This window comes from Flavobacterium sp. YO12, from assembly GCF_004119495.1.
In the GTDB taxonomy this organism is placed as follows: domain Bacteria; phylum Bacteroidota; class Bacteroidia; order Flavobacteriales; family Flavobacteriaceae; genus Flavobacterium.
Window position 1 is genome coordinate 18,997 of sequence record NZ_NRQU01000031.1, and the last position, 23,522, is coordinate 42,518.

The following is a 23,522-nucleotide window of genomic DNA, read 5'->3' on the forward strand; positions in this document are numbered from 1 at the left end:
CGAATATTGACCAAAATACATAAAATAAAAAAAGAGCCGACAATTTCAGCTCTTTTTTTATTTTATTCAAAACATTATTTACTCAATCGATGCAATGTAAAAGTCATAGCACTTAAAAGGAAAAATGCCATAATCTGATGAATTAATCCTAAAGCCAAAGGCACGCTGTATAATAAAGTGAAAACTCCTAGAAGAAACTGTATAAATACAAATACCACCAAAGTTTTAATTCCGTTTGATTGTGTATTAGTAAGCGTATATTTTTTACTTCTAAAATATAGGAAAAGTATAATCGCAACTACTACGTAAGCAAAAGTTCTGTGTACAAACTGAACACCACTTTTACCTTCAATTAAATTTTTTATTAAACTTGATTGTTCAATAAGAACAGATTCATGCATAAATTCTCCGTCACTCATTAAAGGCCAGTGATTGTGAATTAATCCTGCATTTAATCCAGCAACAAACCCGCCATAAATAATTTGAATTAGTAAAGCGACCAAGGCATAACGTGCTATAGTGCGCAACGGTAATATTTTGTTGATATTTCTTTCTGGATAAATCAAATCCAGCGCTACCCAAAGTGTATAAGCAAAAGTTATAAAAGCAAAAGTTAAATGCAGCGAAAGTCTAAAATGACTTACATCTGGATTGTCGATTAAACCGCTTCTAACCATAAACCATCCAAGAAAACCTTGAAAACCGCCCATTGCCAAAAGTACGATACACTTTTTAATCGTTGCTGTATCTAATTTCTTTTTAATTAAGAAATAAACAAAAGGAACAAAAAATACTAAACCAATAATACGACCGATGAAACGGTGAAACCATTCCCAGAAATAAATAAACTTATAGTCTGAAAGCTGAAAATCATTGTGTATATTAATCTTTTGATATTCAGGAAACTTCTTGTACTGCTCAAAAGCTTCATTCCATTTGGCTTCCGTTAAAGGCGGGAAAGTATCGGTTACCAAATGCCAATCCGTCATTGATAAACCTGAATTGGTCAGACGTGTGATACCGCCTACAACAACCATTAAAAACAATAAAACACAACCTGAAAGCAACCAAATGATTACTGATTTATTCTCTTTTTTCATTTTATTAAATACTTATTCTTATACTTTTTTTAAGCCCATTTTTTCGGCTCTTTTAATTACAAAATCGTAAGCCGCCTGATATTCATTCGGAATGTCGCCTTCTAGAATTGCTTCTTTCACCGCTTCTTTCAAAACTCCAATTTCACGTGATGGCTGTAAATTGAAAATTGCCATAATTTCTTCACCGGAAATTGGCGGTTGAAAATTACGAACATGATCGCGCTCTTCCACTTCTACAATTTTCTTGCGAACGATCTCAAAGTTTTTATGATATTTCTTGAATTTCGATGGGTTTTTGGTTGTAATATCAGCCTCGCACAAAGTCATTAAATTCTCGACATCTTCGCCGGCATCAAAAACTAAACGACGAACTGCACTGTCGGTAACAATATCCTGTGCCAAAACAATTGGACGCGAACTCATAATAACCATTTTTTGAACAAATTTCATTTTATGGTTCAAAGGCATGTGCAGGCGTTCGAAAATTTTCTTTGCCATTTTTCCGCCTAAAAACTCATGTCCATGAAAAGTCCAGCCTTGCTTTTTACTGAAACGTTTTGTTGGCGCTTTTCCAATATCATGTAATAATGCCGACCAGCGCAGCCAGACATCATCTGTATTTGGACAAATATTATCAACCACTTCAAGCGTATGATAAAAGTTGTTTTTATGTGTATGACCTTCTATTTCTTCAACCTGATTCAGCGCCGTTAATTCAGGTAAAATTAAATCTAAAAGCCCTGTTTTATATAAAAGTAAAAATCCGGTTGAAGGTTTATCTGTTGAAAGAATTTTATTTAATTCGTCAACAATTCTCTCGCCCGAGATAATTTTAATACGATCAGCATTTTTAGTAATTGCATTCAATGAATTTTCTTCAATCTCAAAATTCAATTGTGTTGCAAAACGAATCGCGCGAAGCATTCGAAGCGGATCATCAGAATAAGTAATATCCGGATCCAAGGGAGTTTTTATCGTTTTATTTTCTAAATCTTTTAAGCCGTCAAAAGGATCTAAAAGATCTCCAAAATTGTTTTCGTTTAAAGATAAAGCCAATGCATTGATTGTAAAATCACGACGGTTTTGATCATCCTGAAGTGTTCCGTTTTCTACAATCGGATTTCGGCTGTCGAAATTATAAGATTCTTTTCGGGCGCCAACAAATTCAATATCTGTATCTTCAAAACGTAACATTGCAGTTCCATAAGTTTTAAAAACCTGAACCTTTGGTTTGTTAGGAAGTAATTCAGAAACCTTTAAAGCCAATTCGATTCCGCTGCCAACCGCTACAACATCAATATCTTTTTTAGAACCTCGATTTAAAAGTAAATCTCTAACAAAACCGCCAATAACATAACTGTCAACATTTAGTTCCTGAGACGCTTTCGAGATGATATCGAAAATTTTATTTTGTAAAGCTGTTTTATAATTTGTTTGTATAGCCACGAATTCACTAATTTTTGAATAAAAACACATTTCAAATTTCTAAGAAATGAAACGCATGCAAATTTACAACATAGAAAATGCCTATTACAATCTATCGCTCACTTTTTTGAACAATTTCACATTTTGTAGTGCCGATTTTTATGAATTGGGAAAGGTTTGCTAAAAATCACACTAATTTCGACGAATTATTTTCTTTTACGCAGATTGTGAAGATTTTTTGCCACAGATTAAAAAGATTTACACAGATTTTTTTAATCCTTTTAATCCTGTAATCTGTGGCTCAAAAAAAGATAATTCGTGGAAATTAGTGTAATTCGTGGCGAAAAAAATTATACCTCCATAAAACAAATCAATTGCGATAATCAATTTTTAGAAATGCAATTTGTATTTTTGAATCATACAAAAAAGCACAAATGAAAATAGTTATATCGCCAGCGAAGTCTTTAAATTTTGAAAAAGAATTACCAACTTCTCAATATACAGAACCATCATTTTTAAAAGAAGCAAGAGTGGTTCATAAAGTTGTTAAACAAAAAAAGCCTGCCGAATTATCGGAGCTAATGTCAATTTCAAGCAAACTTGCCGATTTAAACTGGAAACGAAATCAAGAATGGAAAACCCCTTTTACGCCTGAAAATGCACGTCCGGCAGTTTATACTTTTGACGGAGATGTGTACACAGGTTTAGACGCTTATACAATACCATTAGAAAAACTAGAGGTACTTCAAGATAAATTAAGAATCTTATCTGGACTTTACGGGCTTTTAAAACCTCTTGATTTAATGCAGGCGTATCGTTTAGAAATGGGAACAAAAATGCCGGTTGGTGAATATAAAAACCTTCATGAGTTTTGGAAACCTGTGGTTACAAAAGCTTTAAATAAAGAATTGAAAAAAGACGAGTTGTTCGTGAATTTAGCGAGTAATGAGTATTTTTCGGCAGTTGATGTAAAAGCTTTGAAAGTTCCTGTAATTACACCAGATTTTAAAGATTATAAAGATGGGAAATTAAAAATGATCAGTTTCTTTGCAAAAAAGGCGAGAGGCATGATGGTACGTTATATAATTGATACCAATGCAGAAACTATCGATGACTTAAAAGGGTTTAATTACGAAGGATATCAGTTTGATGCTAATCTTTCAAAAGAAAATCACTTGGTTTTTACAAGGTAGGTTTTATAGGGACAAAGGTTCAAAGATACAAAGGTTCAGAGGTTTTTTTAGGTTCTCAGTAGCTAAGAAGCTATCTCAATAGCTATAGGGACTAAGGTCTTCTACTAGAGAACCGAAGGCTCGGAACATATTGTAGGCAGGGATTTCAATCCCTGCAGATTATAAGATAAATGAAAGAAAAAAATAAACGCCGAATTCTAAATGATGAATTCGGCGTTTCTGCGTATTATAAAATTATTATTATTAATGCATTGCGTCGGCTGCACTAATTTTGTTCTTCCCTTTTTTGATAAAGAGAATAATCGGTATGCAACATAAAAACATAACTCCAAGATACAAGAAAATATCCATGTACGCCATTACGGTGCTTTGCTTCATTACTGAATATTCTATAGCTTGATACGCTTTCTTTAAAGCAACATCTGCGCTGTATCCTTTTGCCATAAAAGCGTGCTGCATTCCTGCAATACGTTGTTGGACATCATATTTTGCAGGATCTAAATTGTTAATTAGATCTACTCTGTGTGTCTGACTAAAACGTGTGATAAAAGTGGTAATAATCGCAATACCAAAAGATCCACCCAATTGACGCATCATCCCAGTAAATGCAGCTCCTTCACCAATATGTTTTCCTTTTAAAGTCGAAAGAGAAAGTGTGGTAATAGGAACGAAAAGCAATCCAAGACCAATTCCTCTTAAAATTAAAGGCCAGTACATATGTTCAACACCAGTGTCTGGGGTCATACGGCTGTACATCATAAAGGTAAACAAGAAGAAAATAAAGAATCCAACTCCCACCATATATCCTTGCGGTACACCTTTCTGAATCATATTACCTACAAATGGCATCATTAGCGCTGTGGTAATAGATCCTGGAATTAATAATAATCCTGCATCAGTAGCGGTCCATCCTAAAATCGACTGTGTGTAAATAGGGATAATCAATGTTGATCCGTATAAACCGAAACCAAGAATAAAACACATTACAGTTCCGATTCTTAAATTTCCATCTTTTAAAACACTTAAGTTTACGATTGGATATTTATAGGTTAGCTCTCTCCAAATAAATAATATTAATCCAAGAACCGTAACAACACTTAAAGTTACAATAAGTGGATCGTTAAACCAATCGTCCTGCTGTCCGTGTTCCAATACAAATTGTAAAGAACCAATAAAGGCACTCAACAAAATAATTCCCCACCAGTCCACTTGATTAGCTTTCAATTTTTCGCCATACTTCGGACTTCTCACAAAAGTTATAGCCAAAATAGTAGCGATAATCCCTAACGGAATATTGATATAGAAAATATAAGGCCAAGAATAATTATCTACCAAATAACCTCCCAAAGGTGGTCCAAGAGTAGGTCCAACAATTACACCCATTCCGTAAATAGCCTGTGCCATTCCACGTTTTGCAACTGGATAACTTTCGGTAATAATCGTTTGGGCTGTTACTAGTAATGCTCCTCCGCCCATACCTTGTACGAATCGGAAAGCTACAAGTTCCCAAATATTGGTGGCATTACCACACAAAAAAGAACAGACCGTAAATATAATGATAGAAGCCACAAAATAATTACGTCTTCCAAATTGCTGTGATAGCCAGCTTGTCATCGGTATTACAATAACATTCGCAATTGCGTATGCTGTAATTACCCACGCCACATCAGTCAAGGTAGCACCAAGACTTCCGCGCATGTCTGTCAGCGCTACGTTTACAATCGTTGTATCAACAATTTCCAACAGTGCACAAAGTACTGCCGTAATCGTAATGATAACACGTCTATAACCGTATTCTACTAAATCGTCGTCTGCTTGTACTGCTCCTGCCATGTTTTATTTTAAATGTACGTCTACGTCAACATTCATTCCTGGTCTTAAAAGTTTTACTTTTTCAGGATCGTTTGATTCATCTAAACTAATTTTTACTGGTAATCTCTGAATTGTTTTTACGAAGTTTCCTGTAGCATTATCAGGAGGTAATAATGAAAAACGAGATCCTGTTGCTGGAGAGAAAGAAGTTACTGTACCTTTAAACTCATAGTTAGGGTAAGCATCAACTTTTAAACTCACTTTTTGACCTACAATCATTTTGTTTAATTGTGTTTCTTTAAAGTTTGCTACAACCCAAGCTTCGTTATTATTGATAATGTAAAACAAAGATTGTCCCGGTTGTACCAATTGTCCCGGCTGAATATCAACTTTTGAAACCTGACCATCAATTGCAGCAGTAACTACTGTATAAGAAAGGTTCAAGTGAGCAACATCAAGCATTGTTTTTGCTTTTTTGATGTTTGCAGCAGCAACTTCTGTTTGTTTATCAGAAGCTTTAGATTTAGATTCAATTACCGATTTTTGGTAAGAACTTGCTCTTTGTTGTTGTTGTAAAACACGTACTTGATTTTCTGCTTCTTCCTTTGCAGTCAAAGCTTGCTCATATTGTTGTTTTGTAATAGTATGTGTTTTATACAAATTATTATAACGGTTATAATCGTTTGTAAGTTGTCTCAATCTAATTTTTGCGCTTTCGATAGAACCGCTAGCCGATTTCATGTTGGCATCAGAAACAGAAATACTTGCATATGCACTTCCAATATCTGCTTTTGCAGCTTCGTATTGTCCTTCAGCTCCTAACAAAGCAGCGTTTGCTTCATCAATTTTTAATTGATAGTCTCTCTTATCGATAGTAAATAAAGTATCTCCTTTTTTTACATAATCATTATCTTTCACATAAACTTTGCTGATATATCCTGAAACTCTCGGAATAATCGGGTTCATTTTTTTCTCGATTTGAGCATCATCCGTTTCTTCGTGAGCTTGTGAGTGAATATATTTTGATATTCCATACGTTCCGCCCACTAAAACCAATACGGTTAGTATGATGATGAATTTTTTATTTGTCTTTTTCTTTTCCATGAGAGCTGTCGATTATATTTTAGAAAGATTGAATGATTGTGATAATTGTCCTGATACTGAAAGTAATTCGTAATATTTTTGAATAATTGCTGCTTTAGAAACAGCGGTGTTAATTTTGGCACTTAATTGCTCAACATCAGCTTCAACCAAATCATTGGTATCTGCTAAACCATTGTCGAATTTATCTTTTACAAGTCTGTAGTTTTCCGCAGCCTGCTGTAATGCCTCATTATAAACCACACTTTGATTGATCGCTAAATCATAATCTTCGATAGATTTTTGAACTTCTACCTTAATACGATCAGTCATAATTGCCTCAGTATTTTTTACTTCTAGAGCTCTGCTTTCGGCTTCCTTAACGTGTGCGCTGTTTTTTAAGATTCCCGATAAATCATAGGATAAACCTAAACCAAAGTTCATAGCGTATTTTACCGTTATAATATCTTTAAGATCAAAAGCAGTGTAACCTCCAAGTAAAGAAATAGAAGGATAATATCCCGCTTTTGCTACTCTAATACTTGCTTCAGAAGCTTTTTGCTGTAAACGAACAGCCTCAAGATCTTTTCTGCTCTCCAAAGCAATTGCATCAGATGTTGGTGCATTGTTTGTTTTTAAATTAAAGAAATCATCCTCATTAACCTGTAGTTTTGTTTCAGGAGCTAATTTCAATAAAGTGGTCAGATAAAAATTGATGTTGTTTAAGTTGTTTGTAGCTTCATCAATAGATAATTGTGTTTTTGAAACTAATAATTGTGCTTTCAACAAATCGTTTCTCGGAATAATTCCGTTTTTCTCCAATTCAATAAAATCAGTAACACGCTGTTTCGCACTTTTTTGATTCTCATTTAAAACATCAAGTGTTTTTTGAGCTTTGTATAATGCCGTGTAATAAGTGATTACTCTTAATGCAACATCTTCTTTAGTTTTTGCTGCATTGGCAGTTTCTGCTTCGTATAAGTTATCGTAAGCATCAATACTGCTTTGAATTTTGAATCCTGCAAAAATAGGTAAACTCAAGTTCGCCATTCCAAGCATTGCACGATCAGGAGATGCTAAAGAAGCACTTTTATCCTGATTAGGCATATCAATAGATGCTTTTGTAAGACGCTGATATTGACCAGAAACTTTTAAATCAGGATATTGATTGTTTTTTACGGCTGTAAGCTCGTGTTTTTTTGTGTTTACCTTAGTATTGGCAAGCGTAACTTCGTTGCTTTTTTCCCAAGCCATTTTTACGGCTTCGTCTAAGGTTAAACTTGTTTTTTCTTGTGCTTCTATTGAAGATATTCCTATGAAGAATACTCCAAAGAGCATTAATTGACTAATTTTCATAAACAAGTAGCGCTTTTATAGTTTGTTGAATGTGCTTTGTGAGACTGGTTTTAATGTAATCATTGTACAATGCTTCGGTGTTTAAGTTCAGTAACTCTACGAAGAAAGGTTTATTCATATGAAAGTGAAAATACGTTCCTATGATCGTTGGCGTAATAAGCGGAATGATTACATCTTTCCTAAAAACACCTTTTTCCTGACCTTGAGTAATAATACTCTCAACAGATTTTAGATTCCCTTTTTTTAATTCTGTAAATGCAATAAAACTTTTTTCTCTTTTTTTTGCGTTAATTTCAAAATGTAAAACTCTGAAAATCCCTTTGTTACAACTGATTCTGTTAATGTAAATTTCGATTAATTTATTGACTTTTTCAATCGGTTCCAGATTTTCTTGTAATAAATTTTCGAGTTGTAATTTTAAATCCGAAGTTTTGTAAATAATTAAAGATTCTAGTAATCTTTCTTTGGACCCAAAATAATACGAAATCATTGCAATGTTGATTTTTGCTTCTTTCGAAATATCCCGTATTGACGTCCCCTCAAATCCTTTTTCAGAAAACAACCTTTCGGCAACGTTTAGAATCTGAATTTTTTTATCGTTTAGTTCGATGTGTGACATGATGTTGTTTCTAATCGAATGCAAAATTAAACACTTGTTTAAATTAAACACTTGTTTAATTTTATTTTAACATAATATTAACATAAAATAGATTTTCGATTTGGTGCAAAAAAAAGCTGAAACCCCTAGTGTTTCAGCTCTATAGTTCTGTTTTGTCATTTCGACAAAGGAGAAATCTTCGCAAGCAGCTCCGCAATCAAAAGCTTTAATCTTTGTCGATTTTGCAACGGAGATTCTTCGTTCCTCAGAATGACAAACTATATGTTTATTGTATACGATTTATCGAATCTCTCCAACAAATTCTGCAATTTTTCCACTGCCATTTTCGCTTAGATGTTTAATAAAAGCACTTCCAATGATAGCACCTTTTGCATATTTAGTAGCTTGATTGAAAGTTTCTTTATTCGAAATTCCAAAACCTACTATTTGCGGGTTTTTCAAATTCATGTTCGCAATTCTTTCAAAATAACTTTCTTGAACATTTCCAAAACCAGTTTGAGATCCTGTCACACTCGCAGAACTCACCATGTAGATAAATCCGTTTGAAACGCTGTCGATAAAACGAATGCGTTCTTCTGAAGTTTGTGGTGTAATCAAGAATACATTAAGCAATCCGTATTTTTCGAAAATTGCTTTGTATTCATCAGCATAAACATCAACAGGTAAATCAGGAATGATTAATCCGTCAATGCCAATTTCAGCACATTTTTTGCAAAAAGCTTCAACTCCGTATTGTAACATCGGATTAAAATATCCCATAATAATCAACGGGATTTTTACGCTTTCGCGGATGTTTTGCAGCTGATCGAAAAGAATTTGAGTCGTCATTCCATTATGCAGTGCTTGTGTCGAACTTGCCTGAATCGTTGGTCCGTCTGCCAAAGGATCGCTAAACGGAAGTCCAATTTCGATTAAGTCAACGCCGTTTTTTTCTAAATCTTGAATAATCTGCACGGTATCATTTAAACTTGGATATCCAGCAGAAAAATAGATCGAAAGGATCTTTTTATCTTCTTGTAATTTTTGAGTTATTCTGTTCATTTTAATATCTTTTATTTCTTATGCAAGGTTTTCAGAACCTTGTAAGTATGTTAAGTTTTGTTCTGCCACAGATTAAAGGATTTTTACTGATAACTGTTGTAAATTACTTCACGCAGATTTAAATTGATTTAAGCAGATTAGGACAGATTTTTTTTAATGTTACCAATAAAATCTGCTTTAATCTGCTAAATCAGCGTGCAAAAAATCTTTTCAAATTTGTGTAATTTGCGGCATATGTTTTAAATTTTTACAATCTTACTTGTCCAGTTATCATTGTCATTTTTCTTTTTCATAACCTGTAATCGACATTTGGGGAAAAGTGATTAATTGCGCTCCATTTTGAACTGCCAATTCAATTAGGTTATAATGATCCAGTAAATTAGTTTCAATATATCCTTGTGTTGGTTTTGTTTGCGGAGCAGCTAGAATCATTTTCTATTTTTACAACTGTTAGTTTTCTGTATAAACCCAAGCAGAAATTCCAGAGTTCAATGTTACTTTAACTCTTTTGTACGCATTCGATTCAAATAAATCTACTTTAGCTAAATCTGCAAGAGTAACATTAAAAACAACACCATGAATAACATCTGAAAGGCTTTCACTTGCTATTGCAACAACATAATCTGCCATTCCAAATTCTTCTTCAATTTTCAGGCTTTTTAATTTGTAGCCATTAAGCTGATCAGGATTGCCAGTTAATATTTTTCTAAAAACTCGCATCTGAATTTCTTTTGAACGTAATGTTCCGTAAGAGAATAACTGTTCCATAATTATTATTTTTCTCGTTGTTTGTCTGCGTTAAATATCTTTTAATCCGTTGCTGCGGAAAACGCTCCAAATTACGATTTTTATTACAATTTAAAATAATCAATATAATTATCTAAATCTTTATCGCCGCGGCCTGAAAGACTGATTACTAAAATATCTGTAGGTTTAAATTTCTTTTGATCCAAAACGGCAAAGGCATGCGCGCTTTCAATTGCTGGAATAATTCCTTCTAATTTTGTTAACTGTAAACCAGCGTTCATAGCATCGTCATCTGTAACAGAGAAAAATTCTCCACGTCCAGTTTGTGCCAAGTGTGCGTGCATAGGACCAACTCCTGGATAATCTAATCCTGCAGAAATAGAATATGGTTCTGTAATTTGTCCGTCTGGAGTTTGCATTAACAATGTTTTGCAACCATGAATAACACCAACTTTTCCTAACTTACTTGTGGCAGCGCTGTGACCGCTGTCAACACCTTTTCCTGCAGCTTCTACAGCAATAATACCTACTTCTGGTTCATGCAAAAAGTGATAGTATGTTCCTGCCGCATTACTTCCTCCACCAATACAAGCCACTACATAATCAGGATTTTCACGTCCTTCTTTTTCTTTTAACTGCCATTTTATTTCCTCAGAAATTACACTTTGAAAACGCGTTACCATATCTGGATAAGGATGAGGTCCAATGGCTGAACCAATAATATAATGTGTATCAACTGGATTATTAATCCAATCACGAATGGCTTCGTTTGTAGCATCTTTTAAAGTTCTTGAACCCGAAAGTGCTGGACGAACTTCTGCGCCTAACATTTTCATACGAGCTACGTTTGGCGCTTGACGAGCAATATCTATTTCGCCCATATAAACAATGCATTCCATTCCCATTAAAGCACAAACTGTTGCTGTTGCAACTCCATGCTGACCAGCTCCCGTTTCGGCAATAATTCTTTTTTTGCCTAAACGTCTTGCAACTAATATCTGTCCGATAGTATTATTTACTTTGTGAGCACCAGTATGATTTAAGTCCTCTCTTTTTAAGTAAATTTTTGTGTTGTATTTTTCAGATAAGCGATTTGCAAAATAAAGCGGACTTGGACGGCCAACATAATCTTTTAAAAGTTTATCAAACTCAGCTTTAAAACCTGGTTCACTGGTAATTTTTAAGTAGTTTTGGCGTAATTCCTCTACATTTGGATATAGCATTTCTGGAATATAAGCTCCGCCAAATTCTCCGTAATATCCTTTTTCGTTAACGTTAAAATTCATTTTATTCCAATTTTAAAAGTTGGCAACATCAAATTTTCGTTTGAAATTGCTAAATAGATTTTTGTTTTTAAGCCCCGGTTCGATTTCAAATTTACTATTTACATCGACAGCATAAATAGGTAAATTTGTTTTTGAAATTTCTTCAATGGCTTTTAGTTCGTTAATCCCGATTCCGCCGCTTAAAAAGAATGGCTTATCCGAATTGTATTTTTTTAATATAGTCCAGTCGAATGTTGTTCCGTTTCCGCCCGGCAGCTTGCCTTTTGTGTCAAACAGAAAATAGTCAGCGACAGCTTCAAAAGGTTTTATAACTTCAAAATCGAAGTTTTCATCGGCCGAAAATACTTTTATGATTTCGATTTTATTTGGCAGTTGTTTTTTTAGTTCTGATAAAAAATCAACCGATTCATTTCCGTGTAACTGAACGGCTTGTAAATTGTATGTTGTTACTTTTTCTAGAATTTCTTCCTGACTTTGATTAACAAAAACACCTACTTTTTTGACTGTTTTTATTAGTTCAGGAATGGTTCCGTTAAAATATCGTGCGGACTTTTCCCAGAAAATAAATCCCATATAATCGGGCAGGAGCGCTCCAACTTCTAGAATGTTTTCGGGGTATTTCATACCGCATATTTTGAGTTTCATTTTTTTTATTGCTTTAAGCTTTAGGCAATAGGCTTTAGGCTTTTTGCTTTGTGCTGATTTTTTTATTTGTTTTGCCACGAAGGCGCTAAGACACTAATTTTGTTTTCTTTTTTTTAGCCACTAATTGCACGAATTTCCACTAATTCAATTCGTGCTAATTCGTGAAATTCGCGGCAAACTTTTAAATTTACAGCTGACTAATAAAATCAGTTGCCGCTTTGCCAGCGTTCTCGGTTTTCATGAAGTTTTCTCCAATTAAGAAACCTTTGTATCCAAAAGGTTTAAGTTCCTGAATGGCTTCGATTGATGAAATTCCGCTTTCAGAAACTTTTACAAAATCATTTGGAATTTGTGATGCCAGTTGTTTGCTGAAATCTAAGCTTACTTCGAATGTTTTTAGGTTTCTGTTGTTTACACCAATCATATCTAAACTAGGCATGATTGATTTTTCTAATTCTTCCTGATTATGAACTTCTAGTAAAACTTCTAATCCTAGTTTTTTTGCAAATTCAGACAGCGATTTTATTTCTTCTCTTGTTAAAACTGCCGCGATTAATAAAATTAAATCGGCTCCGTGAGCTTTTGCTTCTAAAATTTGGTATTCATCGACAATAAACTCTTTTCGCAAAAGCGGAATATTGACACTCGCTCTTGCTAAAAGTAAATCGTCAAGTGAACCTCCAAAATATTTCCCGTCTGTTAAAACAGAAATTCCACAAGCTCCAGCATTTTCGTACCCTTTAACGACTTCTTCGACTGTAAAACTTTGATTGATAATCGATTTTGAAGGAGAGCGACGTTTGTGTTCTGCAATAATTCCAGAATTGCTTTCTTTTAATTTTTGGCTAAGAGAAATTGTCTGTTTTCCAAAAAATACTGAAGTTTCCAATTGAGAAACCGGAATAATTGATTTCTTTAGAATAACTTCTCGTTTCTTGTCTAGTATAATTTTATCTAAAATATTCATTGTTGTTGTTTTGCCACGAAGTCACAAAGGCGCAAATTTTATTAGTGCTAATTTGTGAAATTTGTGTTTGTTTCTTATTTGCTTAATTCTTGTAAAGTCTTTAATGCTGTCAATCCTTTTCCAGACAATAAACTTTCTTTTGCTAATTCAAATCCTTCTTTAGGAGAACATTTTGTAACAGTCGAAATTGCCATTGCTGCATTGGCACAAACCACATTATTTTGAGCTTCGTTTCCTTTTCCTGAAATAATATTGGTGAATATTTCTGCTGATTCTTCGATGGTTTTTCCGCCTTCGATTTCGGTTTGTGATAAAAGACGAACGTTAAAATCTTGTGGATTCAACATTCCTTCCATATGACTTGTTATAATTTTTGTCGGACCAGTTAAAGAAATCTCATCGTAGCCGTCAAGCGAATGCAAAATGGTGAAATTTACATTGGTATTTTGATATAAATAAGCATACATTCTCGCTAATTCTAGATTGAAAACACCAACCAATTGGTTTTGCGGAAATGATGGGTTTACCATTGGCCCCAACATATTAAAGAATGTTTTTACTGCCAATTCTTTACGGATTGGCCCCACATTTTTCATCGCTGGGTGAAATAGGGGAGCATGCAAAACGCAAATACCTGCTTTATCGATACATTTTTCTAAAAAGGAAGGATCGTTGCTAAATTTAATTCCCATTTTTTCCATTACGTTGCTTGACCCTGAAATGGATGAAACACCATAATTTCCATGTTTGGCAACTTTAATTCCAGCTCCTGCCGAAACAAATGAAGCTAAAGTGGAAATATTAAAAGTGTCTTTTCCGTCACCGCCCGTTCCGCATAAATCGATGGTGTTGTAAGCTGATAAATCAACGCGAATACACAAGTCTAATAAAGCTTCACGAAAACCCGAAAGTTCATCGATTGTTATGCTTCGCATCATAAATACGGTCAAAAATGCCGAAATCTGACTTGGATTGTATTGACCGCTTGAGATATTAATCAATACGTTTTTTGCTTCTTCTTTAGTAAGCACTTCGTGATTGATTAATTTGTTTAATATAGTTTTCATTTAATTTAGTCTTAAAGTCATAAAGTCGAAAGTCTTAAAGTCTTCTTATTTTTGACGTTTATTTTTAAAATTGATTAATGTTTTTTAGTTTTAATAGGAAAGACTAAGTTTTTAATATTTGACTTTATGACTTTCGACTTTAAAACTTTTGACTAACTTCTAATCCAATTCTCTAAAATCCTTTTACCTTTTGGTGTCAGCACACTTTCTGGGTGAAACTGAACGCCTCTTACATCAAATTTTTTGTGACGTAAAGACATAATTTGTCCGTTTTCGTCAACAGAAGTAGCTTCAAGAACTTCTGGCAGGTTGCTGTCAACCACCCACGAATGGTATCTTCCAACTTCAAACTCATTTCCTAAGCCTTCAAATAAAATTTCATCTGAAACTACTGTTTTTACATTTGTAGCCACGCCATGATATACTTTGTCAAGATTTGAAAGAGTTCCGCCAAAAACTTCTCCAATGGCCTGTTGTCCTAAGCAAACGCCCAAAATGCTTTTTGTTGGAGCGTATTTTTCAATTACTGCTTTTAATAGACCAGCTTCATCTGGAATTCCAGGTCCCGGCGAAAGTAAAATTTTATCAAAAGATGCGATTTCGTCAATTTCGAATTCATCATTTCTGTAAACGGTTACTTCGCAGTTTAAATCTTCCAAATAGTGCACTAAATTATAAGTGAAACTATCGTAATTGTCTATAACTAATATTTTTTTCATTTTTTTTGAGGTTCTAAGTTGCTAAGATTCTGAGGTTCTAAGTTTCAGTATCTTGAAACTTGAAACAAAGAAAACTTGAAACTAAATTTTCTTATTTTTCTCGAACGTATTTTTCGACTATAATTCGATCAACGCCTAATTTTTCTACTTTTTCAATTCCTTTTTGAATCAACGTGTCATTTTTGATTTTTACTGTAAATTCAAATTTGTTGTTTTCCCATTCTCTATTATTAAAAAATTCCAAGTTCTCAGTGTAAGTACTGTCTTTTAAAGTGTACTTTCCGCCGCCGCCAAAAAATAGTGCGGTACTGTCTTTTCCATTATTTAAATCATGATTGAAAAAAGCAAAATGGGTGTCATTTATAATTTTAATCATTTTTGTTTTTGAATTGAAAGTAGAAAACGTAGAGTCTTTTTCAGTCGTTTCAGCTGATATAAGACGCCAAGTTCCTGATATCGGAATCAAATTTGATTCTTTTTTCGTTTCACAAGATGTAAATAATAAAACTGCAACAGCAAATGGAATTAATTTTTTCATAGTTTTTTGTTTATAGTTTATGGTTTTGTCAATCTTTGTCTCCAGCGGTTGAAACCGCTGGCTATATTTACTTAGCTTTTTTATGATCGTTTTTCAAATATAGCCCGAGATTTCAACCTCGGGAAACGTATTGTGAGCTATATTTTCTCAGCCATTTCTAAGGCGGTGTTCAATGCTCTTAATTTGTTATACACTTCCTGCATTTCACTTTCTTCGTCAGAACTTGCTACAATTCCAGCGCCTGCCTGACAATGTAATTGATGGTTTTTGCTAAGGAAAGTTCTAATCATAATAGCATGATTAAAATTGCCTTCAAAATCCATGAAGCCAATTGCGCCTCCATAAAAATTACGGTTGGTTTTTTCGTAATCTTCGATTAATTGCATCGCTCTGTGTTTTGGTGCTCCGCTTAAAGTTCCTGCTGGAAAAGTATCTGCAACAACCTGCATTGTAGTTGCTTTGTCGTGTAAATGTCCAGTTACTTTTGAAACTAAGTGAATTACGTGCGAGAAAAACTGAACTTCTCTATACTTCTCTACATTTACATCATGACCGTTGCGGCTTAAATCGTTTCTTGCCAAGTCAACTAACATTACGTGTTCGCTGTTTTCTTTTTTATCTTCAGAAAGTTCTTTGGCTAAAAGCGCATCACGTTCGTCATTTCCAGTTCTTTTAAAAGTTCCTGCAATTGGGTGAATTTCGGCTTTTCTGTTTTTTACGATAATTTGTGCTTCTGGTGAAGAACCAAATATTTTGAAATCTCCATAATCAAAAAAGAATAAATAAGGAGATGGATTAATACTTCTTAAAGCTCTATAAACATTGAATTCATCGCCTTTAAAACCTTGTGTGAAACGACGCGATAAAACCAATTGAAAAACGTCTCCGCGGAAACAATGTTTTTTAGCTAAAGCAACATTATGTTTAAACTCTTCATCAGTTAAGTTTGAGAAACCTTCGCCTTCTTTAGTAAATTTATAAGAAGCAATATTTCTGGACTGAAGTAATTGTTCAATTTCTGAAATGTTATTTCTTCCATCAACACTATGGCAGAATATATAAGCTTCATTTTTAAAGTGATTGATCGCAATTATGTTTTGATATACAGCATAAAATACATCAGGAATTACAGTTGCATCGTCTTTTTTTGCAATTGAAACTTTTTCAAAATAGCGAACAGCATCATAAGAAATGTATCCAAAAAGACCGTTATTGATAAATTTGAAATCATTTTTTTCTGATTTAAATTGACTTGAAAATTCCTGAATTACTTCGGGAATATTAGTTGTTGCATCAATAGAGATTTGTTCCGTTGTTCCGTCAGGAAAAGTTTTTGAAATGATTTCATTTTCAATTTTAATTGTTGCAATTGGATTGCAGCAGATGTAAGAGAAGCTGTTGTCATTTCCATGATAATCACTACTTTCTAGTAATAAACTATTTGGGAATTTGTCTCTTATTTTAAAATAAATACTAACCGGCGTAATTGTGTCAGCCAGAATTTGTTTATAATGTGTATTAAGGATAAAAGGTTTCAAAGTATGTTGTTTTATAGTTTTTAATTTCGTTTTTTGCTTAAGTTTTTATCAAAAAAAAAGGCTTGTCGTGATGACAAGCCTTTTATATTTATAGTTTTACAGTACCATAGGAAGCTTCGTTCACGACGTTTGACGTAAATTCTTCCACCACCAAGTATTGTTCATTATTGTTTTCATTTTCTTATTTTGATGTCACAAAGATATAAATGTAAATTGGATTAGAATACATAAAAATTCAAAAAAATCTTTTCTAAATTTAGAAATTTGTTAAATTTTAAAATGCAAATCCTGCTTAATGCCTTAATTTCCAATAGCCAGCGTGTTGTTTACATTTACTCTAAAATCTGGATTACTTTTAATATTTGGAAGCATAAAAAGCTCTGTATTTTTAGATTTTGTGTATTCTATGTTTGATTGGGCAGTGTTATAATAGTTCTGAATTATCGAATTACTGGCAGAAGATTCACTTGTAATACCACCTGTGCAATTGTTTATAATTAAGTTTTTAAAGGTTAGTTTATACAAATTTACTTCGCCGTTTCCAATATTTCCTTCTAATAAAACAAAAGGAGAGAAGCCTGAAACAATACTGTTGTTTAAATTGAAAAAGGTGTTCTCTCTCACATAAATAGATTCTCTCACTAAACCTTGATTGTTTTCCTCGAGATTAACTAGGGTAACATTGTTTGCATTTATCTTAGTCATCTTTTTTGTCATGTCCGTATTTTCAATTTTATCGTATGAATCAACTTCAAAACATCTTGATCCTGAGATGTCTGATGAAAACGGATGACGAATTGCAATACTGTTATTAATGTTGATTTGTGCACCTTGCGTAAAATCAAAATCATCATCAGTAGTTCGATAAGAAATAAGATTGTTTAGGTTCAAATCACCTCCGTAACATTCAAAAGAATCATCATTTGAATAACTGATTTGGATATTGCTTAAAGTAGTTTTTCGTCCAACGCCAGCCAGAGAAAGTCCGTTTAACTCTTTTAAAGCACTTAATTTACGACCAGAATATTCAATTCTCACATATTTTAAAATTCCAGAATTATCCTCAACATCAGAACCTCCATAGTGATTTAACATAGGTTCTAAATTGAAAGGAAGAATGTGAACACCGCCAAGTGCATTTATAGGTGCTTTGCCTAGAATGATAATTCCACCCCAGTCACCTGGACGTCTTTCCGAAATTTCTTTGTTTGATGTAAAAACGATAGGATCCGTTTCAAGACCTTCGGCCATAATTTTGGCTCCATTTGTTACTACAAGTGTACCACAGGTTTTATCATCTCCTCGAATAACAGTTCCGGGTTCGATTGTTAAAGTGGCATTATTTGTAACATAAACAACGCCAACTAATTGATAAGTATTTCGTTTAACTAATTTGGTGTCTTTGTCAATATTTCCTGCAATAATATTGGTAGCTTCATTATATTCTGTATTTGCAGGTTTAAAGTTAGTCCAATTGTTCATCCAGTTTGTGCTGCCAAAAATTCCTTTTGGCTGCTGTTGCGCTTGAAGAAGAAAAGCATTTAGAAGTGTAAAAAGTACAATATGTATTTTTGTTTTCATAACTACGATTTTGATTTCTAGTTTTTGATTTTTAAGATGCTCAAAAGTAGAAGCCGAATGTTAATCAAAATGGCTGTAGTTATTATGAAAGCGTTATTGCAGTATTAAGAACGTTATGTTTTTGAAAAGTTTAAAAGAAAAAACCCTAACAGAATCAATCTGTTAGGGTTTTTCTTATATATGAATTAGTAAGTCTTAAATTAGAATTTTAAAGCTACAGTTAATTCGAAATCGTCATTGATAGTGTTGTCTCCTAAGTTTTGGAAGAAGTTACCAGACTTGTATTTGATATCGTATTTAGTTCTGTCAACTTTAAATGCAGTTGTTGCAGTGTTTCCTTTTACAGTGATATCAAAAGTTACAGGTTTAGTGATTCCTTTGATAGTTAAATCAGCAGTTACAGTATAAACGTCAGTTGCTTTAGCTCCGATAGTTTTGAAAACTAATTTTGCAGTTGGGAATTTATCAGTTCCAAAGAAATCGTCAGCTTTCAAGTGACCGTTTAATTTTCCTTGGTATTCTCCAGTTAAGTCAGTTGCAGTTAATGAAGTCATATCAACTGTAAAACTTCCTCCAGTTAATTTTTTTCCTTTGAAAACTACAGCTCCTTCTTTAAAGTTTACTGTTCCAGAGTGCTCTCCAGTTACTTTTTTACCTACCCATTTGATAGTAGATGCTTTTACATCGATTTTTTTAGTTTGAGCATTTACTGAAATACTAGCCGCTGCTACGAATAATGCTATTGCAATTGTTTTTAAATTTTTCATGTTGTTAAAATTGATTTTGGATTAATATTAATAATTATATAGTGATAAATAACTCCTCTTGAGATTTTCTAACTTTTTTGTAATGTTGAGCTTCGTCCTCCTCATGTCTGTAACCTACAGTTGCGATAACAGCAGCATTTAAGCCTAGTTCGTCGAAACCTAAAATTTCATTGAATTGTGCTGGGTTGAAACCTTCCATTGGTGTAGCATCGATTTTTAATTCTGCAGCAGCAGCCAATAAAGTTCCTAAAGCGATATACGTTTGTTTTGAAGTCCAGATATTTTTAGCTTCTTGAGATAAGTTTGAGATAACTCCATTCATCATATCTGCAAATCCGCCTAAAGCTTCAGTTGGAAGACCTCTTGTTTCGCTGATGTTTTTAATGTAAGCAGCTACTGATTCTGGTCCTGCATTTAAGTCATTTGCAAAAACAAATAAATTAGAAGCATCTGTGATTTGAGTTTGTCCCCAAGCTGCAGCTTTTAATTTTTCTCTAATTTCTGGGTTTTCTACAAGAACAACTTTAAAAGGTTGTAATCCGTATGAAGAAGCAGCTAATCTAACAGCTTCTTTTAATGTATTTAAATCTGCTGCAGATATTTTTTTAGTAGCATCAAACTTTTTTGTTGCATATCTCCAGTTCAAATTGTCTAATAATGTGCTCATAATATTAATTTTGTTGGGTTCTGTATTTTTCTAATAATTGATTTAATAATTCTAATTCTTCAGGACTTATATTCTTCGCAAATGCACGTTCATGTTCATCTACTTTCGGATCTAATTCTTTTAAAACATCTAATCCTTTCTGCGTAATCAAAACTTCAATTTTTCGTCGATTATCAGGACAAACATTTCGAGTAACAAATTCTTTTAGTAATAATTTGTCTACTAATCGTGTTGTGTTACTTGTTTTTGCCAGCATACGTTCCTGTATAACACACATATTGGCAGGATTTCCTTTTTGTCCTCTTAATATGCGCAGTACATTATATTGCTCTCCGGATAAATCATACTGTTTTATCAACTCGTTGAAATGATCCTGAATCACATTTTGTGTGTACATGATATTCAGAATAACTTTTTTCGCATTATCCATCTTAACTGTACTCTTAATTACCTCTTCGATTGTCATAGTTGTAAGTGTATAATTTGTATATACAAATGTATAACTTTTAATAGTTGTATATACAAGTATCATGTTAAATTTTTGTTAATTGAATTAAAACGAATAAATAACTTGATATATCCTATAGAATTAGTGTAAAAATAATATTTATTTTTTTAAGTTCTGAATTATCGTTATTAAAGTTTTTAAGATGTTGGTAATGATGTTTTTATGTTTCTGATGCTTAAAGTAATTGGCTTTAATATAATGTAAAATTTTATCATCAGGGCGTGCCACCATCCTGGTAAGAGGGCAAACTTACTTTGCGCCTATACGCCCTCTTATCAGGATGCTGTCGGGCTATCCATACTGCTTCGGCAGTTTATTCCTATCCCTCACGCGAGCGTAATCGTATTAAATTAAGTTTTTTAGACAACTTGATTTAGATTTTTTTCGGTAAAAACGTTGACTTTTGCGTACTAGATTTATTGAATAGCCTTCTGTTTCAGTTGGAGGTAATTAGTATGCGCAGTAATAAGGCTTTAGCCAAATCAGATATTTTTGGCTAAAGCCATTCTAATAGTAAACCCGACAGGTTTCAAAAAACCTGTCGGGTTTGAATATCAAAACGTAAAAGAATTAAAACTAAAATAGAGTAATTAATTAAGTACCAGATATAAAGCAGCCGCTAAACCAGATCCAATTATTGGTCCTACAATTGGAATCCAGGCGTATTCCCAATTACTGCTTCCTTTTATAGGTAAAAGCGCGTGCACAATTCTTGGACCTAAATCTCTTGCTGGGTTTATGGCATAACCTGTGGTTCCTCCAAGAGACAAACCAATTACCCATACCAATATTGCCACTGGAAGTGCTCCAATCGTTCCTAAACCAATTGCGGCATTAGAATCGGCTGTAATTTTTAAACTTGGTCCGGCAATATAAAAGATTGTAAAAATTAAAACAAAAGTGGCAATTATCTCACTGATTAAGTTGGATACATTATTTTTGATCGCTGGTGATGTAGAGAAACAGGCGAGTTTTGTTCCTTCATCTTCTGTTATTGCAAAATGATCTTTATGAGATAACCAGACTAGAAAGGCTCCTGTCATTGCGCCAATCATTTGTGCCAGAATATAAGCAGGGACTAAATTCCAATTAAATTTGCCAATAAGAGCCAAACCGAGCGTAACAATAGGATTTAAATGCGCGCCACTAATTGGTCCGGCAACAGTTACACCCACAAAAACAGCAAATGCCCAAGCGGTAGTGATAACAATCCAGCCTGAATTATTTCCTTTAGTGTCTTTAAGGACAACGTTTGCAACAACGCCGTTACCTAATAAAATCATTAACATTGTGCCTAAAATTTCTGCTGTAAAAGGAGTCATATTTTTGTTTTTTAGTTTTATTCTTCAATCCAGTTTGATGCGCGTCCAACAGCTTTATCCCAATTTTTCACAAGCTTATTTACTTCTGCTTTATCCATTTTAGGAGAAAACACTTTATCTATAGACCATTGTTCTTGTAAATCATCTAAGCTTGACCAATAACCTACGGCAAGTCCTGCTAAGTAAGCAGCTCCTAAAGCTGTTGTTTCTAGTATTGTTGGTCTGGTAACGTTAGATCCAAATATATCAGATTGAAATTGCATTAATAAGTTGTTGGCGGCTGCACCTCCGTCAACTCTTAATTCTATTCCTTTATACCCAAAATCAGCCTCCATAGCTTTAAGTAAATCATTTACCTGATAAGCGATTCCTTCTAGAGTTGCTCTGGCAATATGTGCATTTGTGGTACCTCTGGTTATTCCTACTATCGCACCCCTTGCATATTGATCCCAATACGGAGCTCCTAATCCAGTTAACGCGGGAACAAAATAAACGCCGCCATTATCTGGTACGCTGCTGGCTAAACTTTCGATTTCATCAGATCTACGAATCATTTTTGCACCATCTCGCAGCCATTGTACGGCGGCACCTCCTACAAATACACTGCCTTCTAGAGCATAAGTAGTTTTACCGTTAATTTTCCAAGCAATTGTAGTTAGTAAGTTATGGGTCGAAAAAATAGGTTTTTCACCCGTATTCATTAACATAAAACATCCCGTTCCATAGGTGTTTTTTACCATTCCTGAATTGGTACATAACTGACCAAAAAGTGCTGCCTGCTGATCTCCCGCAACTCCGCTGATAGGAATTTTTGTTGAAAATAGAGTAGTGCTAGTTTCACCATAAATTTCACTGCTCTGTTTTACTTCTGGCAGCATACCTCTCGGAATATCAAACAATGCTAATAATTCGTCGTCCCAATCTAAGGTATTGATGTTGAATAATAAAGTTCTGCTGGCATTAGAAACATCCGTCATAAATAATTTACTTCGGGTTAATTTCCATATCAGCCAAGTATCTACAGTTCCAAAACAAAGTTTTCCCTGTTCTGCTTTTTCGCGCGCTCCAGCAACATTATCTAAAATCCATTTTACTTTGGTTCCAGAAAAATAGGCATCCAGAATAAGTCCGGTTTTTTGCTGAATCATTTCAGTATGTCCCTGTGCTTTCAGTTCGTCACAATATTTTGCTGTTCTGCGATCTTGCCAGACAATTGCGTTGTAAATAGGTTCGCTTGTTTCGCGATCCCAAACAATCGTAGTTTCTCTTTGATTGGTGATGCCAATTGCGGCTATTTCTCTGCCCGAGATTCCAACTTTAGCAATTACTTCAGCAGCTACACTAACTTGTGAAGACCAGATTTCATTTGGATCATGTTCTACCCATCCTGGTTTCGGGAAAATTTGCTCAAAGGGCTTTTGGGAAATACTAACCGTTTCTCCTTTATGATTGAAAACAATGGCTCTTGAAGAAGTTGTTCCCTGATCCAGTGCTAAAATTAATTTGTCCTGCATGGTTTATATGTTTTTAAGTTAACCAGTTGG

General features: G+C 33.9%; 23 protein-coding genes. 1 reads left to right on the forward strand and 22 read right to left on the reverse strand.

Translation table 11 applies throughout. The features are described 5' to 3' along the window. Positions 1 to 74 precede the first annotated feature (74 nt). Together BOW55_RS11735 and BOW55_RS11740 are read right to left on the reverse strand one after the other, a co-directional pair. Positions 75 to 1,100: a COX15/CtaA family protein gene (locus BOW55_RS11735; RefSeq protein ID WP_129024269.1), complete on the reverse strand. Its 1,026-nt coding sequence runs from the start codon at positions 1,098 to 1,100 to the stop codon at positions 75 to 77. 18 nt (positions 1,101 to 1,118) lie between these two features. Beyond that, positions 1,119 to 2,576 carry a CCA tRNA nucleotidyltransferase gene (locus BOW55_RS11740; RefSeq protein ID WP_129024270.1) on the reverse strand — a complete coding sequence of 486 codons (1,458 nt, stop codon included), beginning with the start codon at positions 2,574 to 2,576 and terminating at the stop codon, positions 1,119 to 1,121. A 383-nt stretch (positions 2,577 to 2,959) separates the two neighbouring features. Here BOW55_RS11740 and yaaA point away from each other — a divergent pair, with 383 nt between their 5' ends. Then, the gene (gene yaaA / locus BOW55_RS11745; protein WP_129024271.1) at positions 2,960 to 3,718 is read left to right on the forward strand and encodes a peroxide stress protein YaaA; all 759 of its coding nucleotides are present in this window, start codon (positions 2,960 to 2,962) and stop codon (positions 3,716 to 3,718) included. A 243-nt stretch (positions 3,719 to 3,961) separates the two neighbouring features. Here the strand turns inward: yaaA and BOW55_RS11750 are convergent, their stop codons facing one another. The 20 genes from BOW55_RS11750 to glpK all read right to left on the reverse strand — a co-directional run bounded on the left by BOW55_RS11750 (position 3,962) and on the right by glpK (position 23,492). Continuing rightward, positions 3,962 to 5,551, reverse strand: a complete 1,590-nt coding sequence (locus BOW55_RS11750; protein WP_129024272.1) for an MDR family MFS transporter — start codon at positions 5,549 to 5,551, stop codon at positions 3,962 to 3,964. A gap of 3 nt (positions 5,552 to 5,554) precedes the next feature. Then, entirely contained in the window at positions 5,555 to 6,634 is a 1,080-nt protein-coding gene (locus tag BOW55_RS11755; protein ID WP_089052990.1) for an HlyD family secretion protein, read from the reverse strand. Between the two features lie 12 nt (positions 6,635 to 6,646). Further along, a complete protein-coding gene (locus tag BOW55_RS11760) occupies positions 6,647 to 7,966 on the reverse strand; it encodes a TolC family protein (RefSeq protein WP_129024273.1) in 1,320 nt (439 codons plus the stop codon). After that, complete coding sequence (locus BOW55_RS11765; protein ID WP_089052992.1) at positions 7,956 to 8,585, reverse strand: TetR/AcrR family transcriptional regulator; 630 nt, start codon at positions 8,583 to 8,585, stop codon at positions 7,956 to 7,958. Before BOW55_RS11765 ends, BOW55_RS11760 begins: the two co-directional genes overlap by 11 nt. A 279-nt stretch (positions 8,586 to 8,864) precedes the next feature. Beyond that, a complete protein-coding gene (trpA, locus tag BOW55_RS11770; RefSeq protein WP_129024274.1) occupies positions 8,865 to 9,626 on the reverse strand; it encodes a tryptophan synthase subunit alpha in 762 nt (253 codons plus the stop codon). Positions 9,627 to 9,902: 276 nt separating this feature from the next. Next, positions 9,903 to 10,058, reverse strand: a complete 156-nt coding sequence (locus BOW55_RS11775) for a nitrilase-related carbon-nitrogen hydrolase (protein WP_129024275.1) — start codon at positions 10,056 to 10,058, stop codon at positions 9,903 to 9,905. Between the two features lie 18 nt (positions 10,059 to 10,076). Then, complete coding sequence (locus BOW55_RS11780; RefSeq protein WP_129024276.1) at positions 10,077 to 10,394, reverse strand: gamma-glutamylcyclotransferase family protein; 318 nt, start codon at positions 10,392 to 10,394, stop codon at positions 10,077 to 10,079. A gap of 83 nt (positions 10,395 to 10,477) precedes the next feature. Next, positions 10,478 to 11,659, reverse strand: a complete 1,182-nt coding sequence (gene trpB / locus BOW55_RS11785; RefSeq protein WP_129024277.1) for a tryptophan synthase subunit beta — start codon at positions 11,657 to 11,659, stop codon at positions 10,478 to 10,480. A 12-nt stretch (positions 11,660 to 11,671) separates the two neighbouring features. Next, entirely contained in the window at positions 11,672 to 12,304 is a 633-nt protein-coding gene (locus BOW55_RS11790) for a phosphoribosylanthranilate isomerase (protein ID WP_129024278.1), read from the reverse strand. A gap of 187 nt (positions 12,305 to 12,491) precedes the next feature. Further along, positions 12,492 to 13,271, reverse strand: a complete 780-nt coding sequence (gene trpC, locus BOW55_RS11795; RefSeq protein WP_129024279.1) for an indole-3-glycerol phosphate synthase TrpC — start codon at positions 13,269 to 13,271, stop codon at positions 12,492 to 12,494. A 74-nt stretch (positions 13,272 to 13,345) separates the two neighbouring features. Beyond that, the gene (trpD, locus tag BOW55_RS11800; RefSeq protein ID WP_129024280.1) at positions 13,346 to 14,338 is read right to left on the reverse strand and encodes an anthranilate phosphoribosyltransferase; all 993 of its coding nucleotides are present in this window, start codon (positions 14,336 to 14,338) and stop codon (positions 13,346 to 13,348) included. A gap of 152 nt (positions 14,339 to 14,490) precedes the next feature. After that, positions 14,491 to 15,057 carry an aminodeoxychorismate/anthranilate synthase component II gene (locus BOW55_RS11805; protein ID WP_129024281.1) on the reverse strand — a complete coding sequence of 189 codons (567 nt, stop codon included), beginning with the start codon at positions 15,055 to 15,057 and terminating at the stop codon, positions 14,491 to 14,493. A 91-nt stretch (positions 15,058 to 15,148) separates the two neighbouring features. Next, positions 15,149 to 15,595 (reverse strand): hypothetical protein, encoded by a 447-nt coding sequence (locus BOW55_RS11810; RefSeq protein WP_129024282.1) that lies wholly within the window; start codon positions 15,593 to 15,595, stop codon positions 15,149 to 15,151. Positions 15,596 to 15,732: 137 nt separating this feature from the next. After that, a complete protein-coding gene (locus BOW55_RS11815) occupies positions 15,733 to 17,133 on the reverse strand; it encodes an anthranilate synthase component I family protein (protein ID WP_089053001.1) in 1,401 nt (466 codons plus the stop codon). 300 nt (positions 17,134 to 17,433) lie between these two features. Further along, entirely contained in the window at positions 17,434 to 18,714 is a 1,281-nt protein-coding gene (locus BOW55_RS11820) for a hypothetical protein (protein WP_129024283.1), read from the reverse strand. A gap of 200 nt (positions 18,715 to 18,914) precedes the next feature. Then, on the reverse strand, positions 18,915 to 19,481 hold the full coding sequence (locus tag BOW55_RS11825) for a YceI family protein (RefSeq protein ID WP_129024284.1): 567 nt from the start codon (positions 19,479 to 19,481) through the stop codon (positions 18,915 to 18,917). Between the two features lie 34 nt (positions 19,482 to 19,515). Beyond that, on the reverse strand, positions 19,516 to 20,148 hold the full coding sequence (locus BOW55_RS11830; RefSeq protein ID WP_129024285.1) for an NAD(P)H-dependent oxidoreductase: 633 nt from the start codon (positions 20,146 to 20,148) through the stop codon (positions 19,516 to 19,518). Positions 20,149 to 20,152: 4 nt separating this feature from the next. Further along, a complete protein-coding gene (locus BOW55_RS11835; RefSeq protein ID WP_129024294.1) occupies positions 20,153 to 20,614 on the reverse strand; it encodes a MarR family winged helix-turn-helix transcriptional regulator in 462 nt (153 codons plus the stop codon). Positions 20,615 to 21,246: 632 nt separating this feature from the next. Beyond that, entirely contained in the window at positions 21,247 to 21,978 is a 732-nt protein-coding gene (locus BOW55_RS11840) for an MIP/aquaporin family protein (protein ID WP_129024286.1), read from the reverse strand. A 17-nt stretch (positions 21,979 to 21,995) separates the two neighbouring features. Then, positions 21,996 to 23,492 carry a glycerol kinase GlpK gene (gene glpK, locus BOW55_RS11845; RefSeq protein WP_129024287.1) on the reverse strand — a complete coding sequence of 499 codons (1,497 nt, stop codon included), beginning with the start codon at positions 23,490 to 23,492 and terminating at the stop codon, positions 21,996 to 21,998. Positions 23,493 to 23,522: the final 30 nt, after the last annotated feature.